At 73.6% G+C, this 12,552-nt stretch carries 10 protein-coding genes; 6 read left to right on the top strand and 4 right to left on the bottom strand.

Annotated elements, in window-relative coordinates:
- Positions 1–91: 91 nt before the first annotated feature.
- From ACWCXH_RS03950 to ACWCXH_RS03940, 3 genes are all read left to right on the top strand, one after another.
- Positions 92–1,246: an LPXTG cell wall anchor domain-containing protein gene (locus tag ACWCXH_RS03950; RefSeq protein ID WP_449799727.1), complete on the top strand. Its 1,155-nt coding sequence runs from the start codon at positions 92–94 to the stop codon at positions 1,244–1,246.
- A 138-nt stretch (positions 1,247–1,384) separates the two neighbouring features.
- Entirely contained in the window at positions 1,385–2,617 is a 1,233-nt protein-coding gene (locus ACWCXH_RS03945) for a hypothetical protein (RefSeq protein WP_449799726.1), read from the top strand.
- A gap of 95 nt (positions 2,618–2,712) precedes the next feature.
- Positions 2,713–3,486 carry a MerR family transcriptional regulator gene (locus tag ACWCXH_RS03940; RefSeq protein WP_449799725.1) on the top strand — a complete coding sequence of 258 codons (774 nt, stop codon included), beginning with the start codon at positions 2,713–2,715 and terminating at the stop codon, positions 3,484–3,486.
- Positions 3,487–3,538: 52 nt separating this feature from the next.
- Here ACWCXH_RS03940 and ACWCXH_RS03935 read toward each other — a convergent pair whose 3' ends face one another.
- Positions 3,539–4,516, bottom strand: coding sequence for a helix-turn-helix domain-containing protein (locus ACWCXH_RS03935; RefSeq protein WP_449799967.1), 978 nt, complete (start codon positions 4,514–4,516; stop codon positions 3,539–3,541).
- Positions 4,517–4,829: 313 nt separating this feature from the next.
- Between ACWCXH_RS03935 and ACWCXH_RS03930 the strand changes: the two genes are divergently transcribed.
- On the top strand, positions 4,830–5,507 hold the full coding sequence (locus ACWCXH_RS03930) for an RNA polymerase sigma factor (RefSeq protein WP_449799724.1): 678 nt from the start codon (positions 4,830–4,832) through the stop codon (positions 5,505–5,507).
- The gene (locus tag ACWCXH_RS03925; protein ID WP_449799723.1) at positions 5,504–6,928 is read left to right on the top strand and encodes a hypothetical protein; all 1,425 of its coding nucleotides are present in this window, start codon (positions 5,504–5,506) and stop codon (positions 6,926–6,928) included. The genes ACWCXH_RS03930 and ACWCXH_RS03925 overlap by 4 nt, the downstream gene beginning before the upstream one ends.
- Before the next feature lie 71 nt (positions 6,929–6,999).
- Here ACWCXH_RS03925 and ACWCXH_RS03920 read toward each other — a convergent pair whose 3' ends face one another.
- On the bottom strand, positions 7,000–8,499 hold the full coding sequence (locus tag ACWCXH_RS03920; protein WP_449799722.1) for an aminopeptidase P family protein: 1,500 nt from the start codon (positions 8,497–8,499) through the stop codon (positions 7,000–7,002).
- A gap of 122 nt (positions 8,500–8,621) precedes the next feature.
- Positions 8,622–10,076: a PP2C family protein-serine/threonine phosphatase gene (locus tag ACWCXH_RS03915; protein ID WP_449799721.1), complete on the bottom strand. Its 1,455-nt coding sequence runs from the start codon at positions 10,074–10,076 to the stop codon at positions 8,622–8,624.
- A gap of 630 nt (positions 10,077–10,706) precedes the next feature.
- Between ACWCXH_RS03915 and ACWCXH_RS03910 the strand changes: the two genes are divergently transcribed.
- Positions 10,707–11,342: a bifunctional DNA primase/polymerase gene (locus ACWCXH_RS03910; RefSeq protein WP_449799720.1), complete on the top strand. Its 636-nt coding sequence runs from the start codon at positions 10,707–10,709 to the stop codon at positions 11,340–11,342.
- Positions 11,343–11,536: 194 nt separating this feature from the next.
- On the opposite strand, the gene ACWCXH_RS03905 is transcribed toward ACWCXH_RS03910, so the two are convergent.
- Positions 11,537–12,520 carry a DUF5926 family protein gene (locus ACWCXH_RS03905; RefSeq protein WP_449799719.1) on the bottom strand — a complete coding sequence of 328 codons (984 nt, stop codon included), beginning with the start codon at positions 12,518–12,520 and terminating at the stop codon, positions 11,537–11,539.
- Positions 12,521–12,552: the final 32 nt, after the last annotated feature.

Below are 12,552 nucleotides of genomic sequence, written 5' to 3'. Positions count from 1 at the left end.
GACTTTCAAGCTTCGCGGGGGGTACGCGGCGCGACCAGCCGCGCCCCGCCGCGCTCCCGGGCCGCGCCCGGACACTCCCGTGAGGTCTCCCTTGTCGATACGTCGCAGTCTTGCCCTCGCCGGCGCCGCCGCGCTCGCGTCCTCGATGGTGCTGGCCGGCGCCCAGGGCGCCATGGCCGTGGGCGCCACCAGTTCCCCGTCCGCCGCCCCGGCCCAGGCCGAGCAGGCGTCGGCGCGGGCCCTCGCCCTCTCGCTGCACGGCGTGCCGGACACCTTCGTCGCCGGTGGTGACGCCCGCGAGTTCACCTACCGGATCGACAACCCGTCCAAGCACGACGACGTCTTCTTCCCGCTCCTGAAGTTCAAGAACAAGGCGGGCTCGCTCCAGGCGAAGAACCTCAAGGTCGAGTACCAGCTGCCCGGCGAGGGCTGGCAGACCGGCGCGGTCGCGCCCGGCGGCGGCGACGGCGACGACTCCGCCGCCCTCATGCTGCTCGGCCAGGTCGACTCGGACGGCAACCCGGCCGACGACGCCATGCTGGTCGTGAACCGCGGCAAGAACCTGACCATCAAGGTCCGGGTCTCCTTCACCGGGGACGCCCCGCTCGGCCGGGCCGGCGTCGTCCCGGTGGTGTTCGCCGCCGAGCTCGACGACAACACCCACCTGCCGGTCGACACCGGCGCGTTCAGCTGCGAGGGCATCCGCGGCGCCGGGTTCACCATCAAGAAGGCGGGCCCGAGCCCCACCGGCAAGCCGAGCCCGACCGCGAGCACCTCGCCGACGGCCACCCACACGCCGACCCACACGCCCAGCCCGAGCGGCTCGTCCACGACCAGCCACTCGCCGAGCGCGTCCCCGACGGCCACCCACACGCCGACGTCCACCCCGACGGCCACGGACACGCCCACCACCCAGCCGACCACCCCGGCCCCGACCACCGGTTCGCCGTCCGCGGCGCCGTCGGCCTCCGGCTCGACCGCCGCCCCGGCCCCGTCCGGCGGCAGCACCGAGGCGCAGGAGCCGATCGACTTCCCGGTGAGCGTCCCGAAGGTCACCCCGCCGAAGATCGTCCCGGCCGCCGTCACCAAGGCCAAGGCCGCCGCCGACAACGCGGACAAGGCCCTCGCCACCACCGGTGGCGGTGACGACACCACCGCCATCGCCGCCGCCGGCGGCGCCGTCCTGGTGGCCGGCGTCGGCACCCTCGTGGTGCTGCGCCGCCGCAAGTCGGCCCAGCAGGGCTGACCTCGGGGGATCACCGCCTGAGTACCGCCGCGCCGCCCGGCCGTCCATCCGACGGACACCCGGGCGGCGCGGAAGGTACTCCTCCGTCACATAGGATGTCCGGCCGGAGGGGGGCGGAACCGGCGGGGAGAGGGACAGGTGCGGGGAGTACGCACGGCACAAACCACCACCGACTACGAGGCTGGGACAGGGCGGATCGCGGGTCTGCTGGTCCGCAGGCACCACGTCCTGCTGATCGCGTGGACGGTGCTCTGGTTCTTCCTGGTCGAGCCCAAGGGCGGCTTCTCCTGGCACTACCTGCGCCAGGGTGAGCAGCTGCTCTTCAGCAGCCAGCCCGACGGCGGGCTGTCGCTCTACGCCCACCACCCCGAGCTGCAGATCGGCCCGGTCAGTCTGGCCGCCGCCCGGCTCACGGCCCCGTTCTCGCCGTACGCGGGCCAGGTGATAGCCGAGGCGGCTAGCTCCGCGCTCGGCCTGGTGATGCTGGTCCTGGTGGGCCGCACCGCCGCCCTGTACTACCTCGGCACCGGCACCAACCACCGCCGGCTCCAGCAGCGCGTGCTGATCGCCGGGCTGGCGTTCATCCCGATGTGGGTCGAGGTGTCGGTGCGCTTCGCGCACCTCGACGACGTGCTGGCGCTGTTCTTCACCGCCCTCGCCGCGCACGCGCTCGCGCGCGGCAAGCCCACCCAGGTCGCGATCTTCCTGGCGCTCGCGGTGGACTCCAAGCCCTGGGCGATCGCCTTCACGCCGCTGGTCCTCGCCCTGCCCCGGCCCACCTGGCTGCGCACCGTGCTGTGGTTCTGCGGGCTGGTCGCGATCGCCTGGCTGCCGTTCTACCTCGGCAACCTGGACACCATGGCGGCCGCCAAGTTCACCATCCCCAACCAGCCGGCCTCCGCGCTGCGCTGGTTCGGCGTGACCGACCCCTCCACCCCTTGGTGGGACCGGCCGACCCAGTTCGTGCTCGGCATCGGCCTCGGCGTCGTCGCGGTCTGGCGCGGGCGCTGGCCGGCCGTCGTGCTGCTCGGCGCGAACGCCCGCATCCTGCTCGACCCCAGCGTCTACACGTACTACACCGCCTCGATCCTGCTCGGCACCCTGCTGTGGGACGCGGTCGGGCAGAAGCGCCTGGTGCCGTGGTGGAGCTGGATCGCGCTGGCCACGCTGTACGGCGGCACGCTCTACCTCCCGTCCGACTCGGCGCGCGGGTTCGTCCGGCTCGCGTTCGTCGTCGTCTCGACGGCGTACGTGCTGCTCTGGCCCACCCAGCGGACCCGTCGCCCGCGCTCCTCGTCGGAGGACCAGGGCTCCGGTCGCGGCCGGGCCGGCCGCCGTCGCGACCGCATCCTGGTCGGCGCAGGGCACTGACGCCCCCCTTCTGGCTCGACCCCCGGGTCCGGCTTGACCCTCACGCGACGTGAGAGACGAGTGTTGAGGTCAGCACGAAGGGAGGAACACCCCGCATGAACAGCGACGGCTACTCGGTCGGCGCCGTGGCGAAGATCGCCAAGGTGACCGTCCGCACCCTGCACCACTACGACGAGATCGGACTGCTGTCCCCCGCGGGCCGCACCCGGGCCGGCTACCGCCGGTACGTGGACACCGACCTCGACCGGCTGCAGCAGATCCTGTTCTACCGCGAACTCGGGTTCCCCCTGGAAGAGATCGCGGCGATCCTGGACGACGACTCGGTCAGCCCGAGCGAACACCTCCGGCGGCAGCACCAGTTGCTGACCGACCGGATCAAGCACCTCCAGGACCTCGCCGCGGCCGTCGAACACGCCATGGAGGCACGGAGAATGGGCGTTCAGCTGACCCCCGAGGAGAAGTTCGAGATCTTCGGCGAGGACTACCAGGAGGAGTGGGAGGAGGAGGCCGAGCGGCGCTGGGGGAACACCGAGGCCTGGGCCGAGTCGCAGCGCCGCACCGGCGGCTACGACAAGGCCGACTGGCAGCGCATCCAGGCGGAGATGACCGCCCTCAACTCCCGCCTGGCCGAGGCGGTCACCGCCGGCGAGCCCGCCGACGGCACCCTCGCCATGGACCTCGCCGAGGAGCACCGGCAGCACATCTGCCGGAACTTCTACGACTGCACCTACACCATCCACCGCGGCCTGGGCGGGCTGTACGTCTCGGACCCGCGCTGGACCGCCGCCTACGAGAAGGCCGCCCCCGGCCTCGCGCAGTGGCTGCACGACGCGATCCTCGCCAACGCGGCCCGGCACGAGCAGGCCTGAGCCGCCACCGGCGCACCGGGCCACCGGCTCACCGGGCCACCGGGTCACCGGGTCACGCCACTGTGCGCCCGAAGCCACGCCGGTAGGCCGTCGGCGAGGTGCGCATCACCCGGCCGAAGTGGTGACGGAACGTCGCCGCGCTCTCGAAGCCGATCGCGGTGGCGATCTCCTCGACCGTCCCCTCCGGGGACTCCAGGAGCGGCAGGCTGGCCGCGATGCGCTGGGTGACGACCCAGCGCATCGGGCTGGTCCCGTTGCGGGCCGTGAAGTGCCGCAGGTACGAGCGGTCGGACATCCGGGCGGCCCCGGCCAGCGCCGAGACGGTCAGCGGCGACGCCAGGTGGTCCATCGCCCACTGCATGCTGCGCGCGATCCCGTCGTCCTCCTCGTCGACCGGCAGGATCGCCGCCTCGATGAACTGGGCCTGCCCGCCGTCCCGGTGCGGCGGCACGACGAACCGGCGGGCCACGGTGTTGGCCACCTTCGCGCCGTGGTCCCGGCGCACCAGGTGCAGGCACAGGTCGATCCCGGCCGCGCTGCCCGCGCTCGTCAGGACGTCCCCGTTGTCGACGTACAGCACGTCCGGATCGACCTCCACCTGCGGGTACCGCTGCTGGAGCAGCTCGGCGTACCGCCAGTGCGTGGTCGCCCGGTGGCCGTCCAGCAGTCCGGCGGCGGCCAGGGCGAAGGCGCCCGAGCAGATCGAGACGATCCGGGCGCCGCGCTCGTGCGCCGTCCGCAGCGCCGCGACCAGGCCCGGCGAGACTTCGCCGCCGAACGCGTTCGGCACCCCGGGGACGATCACGGTGTCCGCGGCCGCCAGCTCGTCCAGCCCGTGCCGGGCGATCATCGCGAACCCGCCCACCGCGTCCAGCGCCTTCCCCGGCCGGTCCGCGCACACCTTCAGGCCGTACCAGGGCGCCGCCAGCAGGCCGCTCAGCTCCGGCCGGGCGAGTCCGAACACCTCCACCGCGACGCCGAGCTCGAACGGCGCCATGCCGTCGAAGGCGTACACCGCGACGTCGTGCACCGGCTCCGGCCGCCGCCCGATGGCGACCGCGACCGGCCCGGTCCCGAACACGGGACTCTCGCTGTGCTGCTCGGGCATGGGAACCCCCTGCTCACGGGTGGAGGAACGCCGGTGAGTGTAGCCGTTTCGGCCATCCCTGAGATTCCTCCGAATCCCCCTGCAACCTCCACCGCGGTCACACGTCCATAGGTGCGGGGGCGAAGTGAACCGGGCGGACGGCGCCTGGGAGGATCTCGCCGATCACGATCTTGATCAGGCGGCTTGACGGTTCCGGCTTACACGGAAGCGTCCCGGGGGAAGCGGAAGAACACACATGTCCATGGCCATCGGGCCGATCATCGCGCCGGCGAGGGGGCGCGGCTTCTCCCTCCGCGGAGCAGTCGCCGTGCTGTTCGGCGCGCAGGAGGCCGGCGAGCCGATCACCGGTCCCACCACCGACCAGCAGGCGGCTCAGCGCCGCTCCGGCTTCCGGCTGCTGCGCGGCGGCCGCAAGCCCGCGGAGGACCGGCCCACCCTGACCGACCTCTACCACGCCCACCGGCTCGGGCTGGTCCGGATGGCCGTCCTGCTGGTCGACCACCAGGACCTCGCCGAGGACGTCGTCCAGGAGGCGTTCACCCAGCTCTACCAGCGCCACGGCGAGGACCTGGACGACCTCGACAACGCGCTCGGCTACCTGCGCACGGCGGTCGTCAACGGCGCCCGCTCGATGCTGCGCCGCCGCAAGACCGCCCGCGAGTACGTGCCGCCGCACGAGGCCGACGCGCCGTCCGCCGAGGACCACGCCGTGCTCAACGACGAGCACCGGCGCGTGCTGGTGGCCATGCGGGAACTGACCCCCCGCCAGCGCGAGGTGCTGGTGCTGCGCTACTGGTCGGACATGTCGGAGGCGCAGATAGCCGAAACCCTGGGACTCTCCCGGGGCGCCGTGAAGTCCACCGCCAGCCGGGCCCTGGACGCTCTGGAAAAGCACCTGGAGAAGGTTCGATGACCGACAAGTTCCCCCGCCGGAGCGGCGGCGACGACGGGACGGCCGAGACCCCGACGGAACGGCTGCTGCGCGAGGCGATGAACGCCCGCACGTCCCTGATCACCGCCCACGACCTGCGCCCGGCCGCGCCGCCGAACCGCCGGATCCGCAGACTGCGGCCGGTCTATGCCGTCACCGTCCCGTTGCTGGGCCTGGCCGCCGCCATGGCGGTCAGTGTGCTCACCCTTCACGGCGAGCCGGTCGCCCGCCACGTCGACGCGCCGCCGGCCGCCACCGTGACGGCCGCCCCGAGCCCGACCCCCACGGCGACGCCCACCGAGACCCCCACCCCCACGGCCGCCCCGACGGAGACCGAGACCCCGTCGGCCACCTCCGAGACCGTCGCCCCCCTCGCCGACGACACCCCGACCCCGGCCAGCACCCGCACGGGCTCGGCGACGCCGTACACGTTCCGGGGTGTGAAGCTGAAGATCCCCGCGGGCTGGCGGGTCGCCACCCTGGACGGGTACGCCTACCAGCTCTGCGTCCTGAGCCCGGGAGCGCCCCAGAGTGCCGGCTTCACCGACTGCCAGCCGTACGGGGTGCAACTGTCGGTCTTCGACACGGAGTCGCCGGTCTGGCCGTCGACCGGTGATCTCGATTCCGACGGCGGCTGGGGCCATCAGCCCTACTGCTCGATCTGGGGCAACCCCCACGTGCCCGCCGCGGGCGAGTCGATCAACAGCGTCGGCCCGACGAAGACCACGCCCACCGTGGCCGGCCGCTCCGCGCTCAAGTCGCAGTGGCAGGTGACCTGCGGCAAGTCCGCCTTCACGGCCCAGATGTGGGCTCTGCCCAAGGACCAGGTGTTCGTCTCCGCGGTCGGTCTCAAGAGCGACTACCAGTCGGACCTGATGTCGATCGTGAACAGCCTCGACGTCAGCGGCCGTCCCACGCCCGCGGCCTCGTCAACCCCCTCGGGTTCCCCGAGCGCCCCGGCCGGCGTCGACATCATGTTCAGCCAAATCGGTTCACAGGTGAAGGTGAAGGGTGCGCCGGCCGTCTTCTCGGTGATCTACCGGAACACCGGCCAGACCACCTACGCGGCGGTCGAACCGCTGGTCTTCACGGAGAACTACGCGGGTACGCCTGGCACTCAGGTTCCGGTCAACCAGGGCAAGTTGGAGCGTCAGGACGGTGACACCTGGGTCCAGCTCCCGGTCTCGCCCGGTGGCGGCATGGACTACGCGGTGCAGTCCAAGGCGGCCTCCTTCCCGCTGGCGCCGGGCCAGAGCAGGACGGTGACCTACCGGCTGACGCTGGACGGCGACGACGGCCCCGGGGCGATGCCGGTGACGGCCCAGGCGGCGCTACCGTACGACGGCACGCAGGGGTTGACCGTGCTCGCGGCGCGCTCCGTCGCGGTGCAGGTCGTGAAGTAGCGCCTGCCAAGCCGTGGTTGAGGAGCCGTGGCCAGGGACGTCCCCGGCCACGGCGCCTCTCGACCCGTGGATCAGGCGAGCGAGGCCATCCAGGCCTCGACGTCCTCCGCACGACGCGGCAGGCCGGCCGAGAGGTTCTCGTTGCCGTCGGCGGTGACGAGGATGTCGTCCTCGATGCGGACGCCGATGCCGCGGTACTCCTCGGGCACCGTCAGGTCGTCCTGCTGGAAGTACAGGCCCGGCTCGACGGTGAGGACCATGCCGGGCACCAGCAGGGCGTCGACGTGTTCCTCGCGGCGCGAGTGGGCGCAGTCGTGGACGTCCAGGCCGAGCATGTGGCCGGTGCCGTGCAGGGTCCAGCGGCGCTGGAGGCCCAGCTCCAGGACCTTCTCCACGTCGTGGACCGAGCTGTCCAGCAGGCCCCACGCGAGCAGGCGCTCGGCGAGCACGCGCTGCGAGGCGTCGTGGAAGTCGCGGAAGCGGGCGCCGGGCCTCACCGCGGCGATGCCGGCCTCCTGGGCGTCGTAGACGGCCTCGTAGATCTTGCGCTGGAGGTCGTTGAACCGCCCGTCGATGGGCAGCGTGCGGGTGACGTCGGCGGTGTAGAGGGTGTGCGTCTCCACACCGGCGTCGAGCAGCAGCAGCTCGCCGGGGCGGACGTCGCCGTCGTTGCGGACCCAGTGCAGGGTGGTGGCGTGCGGGCCGGCGGCGGCGATGGTGCCGTAGCCGACGTCGTTGCCCTCGACGCGGGCGCGGCGCCAGAAGGTGCCCTCGATCCAGCGCTCGGAGGTGGCGACGGCCTGGCCGAGCTCGCGGACGACGTCGGTGAAGCCCTTGACGGTGGCGTCGCAGGCGGCGCGCAGCTCGCCGATCTCCCACGCGTCCTTGACCAGCCGCAGGCCGCTCAGGAACTCCTTGAGCTCGGCGTCCTTGTCGGCGTCGAGGAACTCGCCGAGGGCGGCCTCCAGGCCGGCGTCGTAGCCGCGGACCAGACGGGTGGGGGCGGTGGAGTCCTTGGCGCGCGCGGCGAGCTCGTCGGCGGCCTTGCGGACGTCGCGGGCGGGCAGGCCGAGCAGCTGCTCCTGCTCGGTGAGGCTGTGCCGGCGGCCGACCCACAGCTCGCCGTAGCCGTCGAGCCAGAACTCGCCGTTCTCGCGGTCGGAGCGGGGCAGCAGGTAGAGGCCGAACTCGTGGCCGGCGTCCCCGGTCGGCTCGGCGACGAGGACGGCGTCCTCGGTCTGGTCGCCGGTGAGGTGGACGTACTCGCTGGCGGCGCGGAAGTTGTAGTCGGTGTCGTTGGCGCGGACCTTCAGGTTGCCGGCCGGGATCACCAGGCGCTCGCCGGGGTACGCGGCCGAGAGCCTGGCGCGCCGCTCGGCGGCGTAGGGGGCCTGGGCGACGGGGGCCAGGCCGTGCAGCCCGGTGTCGGCCCAGCCGGACTTCATCGAGGCGGCCAGCTCGTCCGAGACCTCGGAGTACAGGCCGTTCTTGCGGCCCTTGAACTGCTTCGGCTCCTCGCCGCCGGTGGCCTCGGGGTTCTCGGCCACCGCCGGGGTGCGGTCCTCGGTCACGTACAACGCCTCCTTGGGGTGGTGCGCCCGCCCGTGGGGGATGTCGGATCGCGACACACGTGGGCGGCCGTGCGTCCCATGGTACGGACGCCCGGTCGCCCACTCGTTCGGGGCCGGAAGGACTACTCGAAGCGGGCGCCCAGCAGCATCAGGTCGTCGGTGGTGGTGGCGCCCTCGCGGCCGGGGCAGACGGCGAGCAGGTGGGCGCAGAGCCGGTCGGGGTCGATCCGCACGTCGCGCGGGGCGTCGGCGGCGGCCCGGCGCAGGTTGGCCTGTCCTGCGTGCAGGGTGGGGCCGCAGCGGCGGGCCAGGCCCTCGGTGTAGAGCAGCAGGGTGTCGCCGCGCTCGGCGGTGAACTCGACGCCGGGGGCCTCCCAGCAGGAGAGCATGCCGAGCGGCGCGGAGAGCGAGGTCTCGACGAACTCGGCGCCGTACCGGTTGACCAGGACCGGCGGGCAGTGCCCGGCGCCGGCCAGGGTGATCCGGCGTTCGGCGGGCTCGATCCAGGCGTAGACGGCGGTGGCGGTGCGGGTGGGCTCGGTGGTCTTGAGGAGCAGTTCGAGGTCGCCGAGGACGGAGACCGGGTCCTCGCCCTCCAGCACCGCGTACGCCCGCAGCGCGGCCCGTACGCGGCCCATGGCGGCGGCCGCGCCGGGTGCGGAGCCGGGGCCCGCGCCGGGGCCGTCGCCGGAGACGGAGCCGACGGTGAGGCCGACAGTGCCGTCGGGCAGCGGGATGGCGTCGTACCAGTCGCTGCCGTGGGAGCGGTCGAGGGCGGCGGGGACGAGCCGTGCGGCCAGCCGCAGCCCGGCGGGCTGGGGGAGCCGGTCGGGCAGCAGGCCGCGGCGCAGCGCCTCGGTGGTGCGGCGGACCTTGTCGGCCTCCAGCTGCTTGGCGATCAGCGGGGCGGCGAACCGGCAGTAGCGGTGCGCGAGTTCGCGCTGGCGGTCGGTGGGTTCGCCGGGCTGGTCGTAGAACCAGACGGCGGCGGCGAGCGGGCCGTCCTCCTCGGTGGCGAGCGGCAGGCCGTAGCAGCCGCCGAGGCCGAGGTGGGTGGCGAGTTCGCGCAGCCGGGCGCCGGTGGCCGGGTCCTCGGCGAGGTCGGGGGACTGCAGCCGCTCGGGCCGGTCCTGGTCGCGCAGCAGGCGGGAGAGCAGGCTCTGGTCGAACGGGACGGTCTCCAGGGCGCCGAGGCTGGCGCGGTCGAGGCCGAGGCCGACGGGCTGGCCGGGGCCGCCGCCGGGCTGCCGGGTGACCAGGACGCCGCGGCGGGCGCCGAGCAGGTCGGCGCCGGAGGCGAGGACGGCGGCCAGGGTGGCGTCGAGGCCGCGGGCCCGGGCGAGCCGTTCGGTGTGCTCGTGCAGGCTGGTGAAATCGGACAGGTGTCCGGCCAAACGGTCCTGCACCCCGGTGGAGGGCGCCGTACGGGCCTGCGCCGCACCGTCCTGGGCCTCGGCGGGGCAGGGCAGGCCCGGCGGGCCGATGAGCGGGTCGAGGACGGAGAGCCCGCCGGTGAAGCCGGGCTCGACCGGCGCTGCGGGTGAACTGGGCGTCGACGACGGGTGGGTCTCGGTCATGTCGGCACTCCTGACGCGGTGCTACGTGTCATGCGGAACCCCCAGGTACGGCCGATGTGGAGCGATCACGGCCAAAGGGCGTGTTTCGCCTCGAATCGCTACTACTCGTCATTGATCGACAGCAATGGCACCACTTCTACACAGGCCATTTGGGGCATGTCCAGATCCAGGACGAGCCGGTGGCCGGTTCCGCGTCCTCTGCGACCCGGACGGCGGGCGCGCCCGGTTCGTACGCGCGCCGTTCCGGCCGGGAGGCATGGAGCGGCCCGGGAGCGGGCAGAACCGTGAGGACGGACCCGGCGGCCGTCCGGATCGTATGCTTTCGCCGCCAGGATGCCGTGCTGGCCGGATGTCACTCACTCGTACGGTGGAACCAAGCGTGCCCGGGCGGCGTCCATCCGGGCGCATACGCGATTCTCGTTCCGAGGGCTGTTCCCGTGCGTGGCCCTTCTCATGTCGTGCTCCACACCGTGCTCCACGTCCGCGCCGCGCCGTCCGCCGTACCGCCCGCCCGCCGCGTGCCCCCGGTCCGCGCCGCCGCGGCCCGTACGGTGGCCCCGGCGGACGCGGCCCCGGAAGCGGTCGGCGGCCCCGGAGCGAACCGAGCGGTCAGGGAAAGGAACGAGCGCCATGCGTGAGAATCCGAGGGGCCGGTCCGCGGCCCGGTCCGCCCGACTGACCGCGGCCCTGGAGGCGGCCGTCGACCACCGCTGGCCGGTGGTGCCGGGCGCGGTGCTGTGCGGCGGGCGCTGCTCGTGCGGCGACCCGGACTGCCCGGTACCGGGCGCGCACCCGCACGACCCGTCGCTGCTGGCGGCCACCACGGACGCCCGGATGGTGCGCTGGTGGTGGGAGCGGCAGAGCCCGGACGCGCCGGTGCTGGCGGCGACCGGGCGGGTGGTCTCGGCGGTGAGCCTGCCGGCCCTGGCCGGGGCCCGGGCGCTCGCGTACCTGGGTGCGCTGCGGCTGCCGCTGGGGCCGGTGTTGGCGATGCCGGGCCGCTACGCGCTGCTGGTGGCGCCGTACTCGCTGGACGCGCTCGGCGAGATGCTCGCCCAACTCCCTTGGGTTCCCGGCTCGTTGCACTACCACGGGCCGGGCGGCTTCCTGCCGCTGCCGCCCGGTGCCGGGGCGGGCCCGGTGCGCTGGGTGCTGGCGCCGCGCCGGGCGGCCGACGGCGGGGTGTGGCTGCCGCAGGTCGGGCCGCTGCTGGGGGAGTTGGTGGAGGCGGCGGTCCGGCTGGACAGCGGGCGCTCGGCGTACTGATCGGCGGGCCCGCTCGGCGGGCCGGCCGGAAAAGCAGAAGATCCGGCCGCTGGCGACGGGGGATGCACCAGCGACCGGACTCTTTAGACAGTAACAAGGATCTGCGTCCGCGCCAATTTCCAAGACGCCCTCCACGCCCGGAAATTGCGCTTCACGGCGACAATGTGACGCGTATCACCCTGCTCCTGCGTGCTTTAGTTCAAAGTGACCTGACGGTTCACCAGGTTCGCGCGGGCGCGCCGCTCGTCGGCCGTGAGCGGCGTCGCGTCCGCGAGGACGGCGGCGAGCCGCTCGGCGAACTCGGCGGCGGGCTTCTCGCAGTCGGCCGCCGACATGGCGAGCGGCAGGTCCCACACCGGGACGGTCAGGCCGTGCGCGCGGAAGGAGCCGACCAGGCGGGTGTCCGGGCCGAGCGAGGCCTCGCCGGCGGCGTTCAGCCGGGCCAGCGCGTCCAGGAGCTGCTCCTCGGGGACGGTCATCACCCAGCGCAGGTGGTTCTTGTCCGGGGTGCCGCACCAGTACGCGGAGTCGACGCCGGCGAGCTTCTCGGTCGGGATGGCGGAGGCGTTGGCGCGCTCCAGCGAGGCGGCGACCTCGCCGGTGGCGGTCTCGGCGTTCTCCAGCCAGAACTCGAAGCCGGTGTGCACGGTGGGCGTGAACGCCGCCGTGACGTCCAGCAGTTCCTGCAGGCGGCGCCCGCCCGGGACGGTCCGGCGGGCCGGGACGGGGTTGCCCGGCTCGACGGTCAGGGCCAGCTCCAGGGCGTCGGCGAGGTCGCGGCTCAGGTCGCCCGAGGAGGACTGGGTCTGCAGACCGAGCAGGACCGAGCCGTCCTGGCGGCGCAGGGCCGGCCAGGCGAGCGGCAGCACGGTGGCCAGGGTCACCGACGGGACCTCGCCGGTGGCGGTCTCGGCGACCCCGGCGGCCAGCGTCAGCGGCACGGTGGCGGCGGGCACCAGCTCGCGCAGCGCGACCCAGTCGGCCTCGCCCGGCAGGCCCTCGAACGGGCGGTGCACCAGCTCCTGCACCGCGTGCGAGGCCTCCCGGCCGTGGCAGGCCTTGTACCGGCGGCCCGAGCCGCACGGGCAGTTCTCGCGGGCCCCGACCACGGGGACCTCACCCGTGACGGCGGTGGTGGACTGGCGCTGCGGCGCCTTCTTGGCGGCCTTCTTGCCCATGGTGCGGCTCTCCCGGGGGACGGTGGTCCTTT

The organism is Kitasatospora sp. NPDC001660 (assembly GCF_053596725.1).
The sequence above is the reverse complement of the archived record's forward strand: the minus strand, read 5'-3'. Positions and strand labels throughout refer to the sequence as shown.

What these genes read in the sequence shown, in the direction of transcription:
- ACWCXH_RS03940 (WP_449799725.1), top strand. Translation starts at nt 2,713, where the DNA reads ATGAACAGCGACGGCTACTCGGTCGGCGCCGTGGCGAAGATCGCCAAG.
- ACWCXH_RS03930 (WP_449799724.1), top strand. Translation starts at nt 4,830, where the DNA reads ATGTCCATGGCCATCGGGCCGATCATCGCGCCGGCGAGGGGGCGCGGC.
- ACWCXH_RS03925 (WP_449799723.1), top strand. Translation starts at nt 5,504, where the DNA reads ATGACCGACAAGTTCCCCCGCCGGAGCGGCGGCGACGACGGGACGGCC.
- ACWCXH_RS03915 (WP_449799721.1), bottom strand. Translation starts at nt 10,076, where the DNA reads ATGACCGAGACCCACCCGTCGTCGACGCCCAGTTCACCCGCAGCGCCG.
- ACWCXH_RS03910 (WP_449799720.1), top strand. Translation starts at nt 10,707, where the DNA reads ATGCGTGAGAATCCGAGGGGCCGGTCCGCGGCCCGGTCCGCCCGACTG.
- ACWCXH_RS03905 (WP_449799719.1), bottom strand. Translation starts at nt 12,520, where the DNA reads ATGGGCAAGAAGGCCGCCAAGAAGGCGCCGCAGCGCCAGTCCACCACC.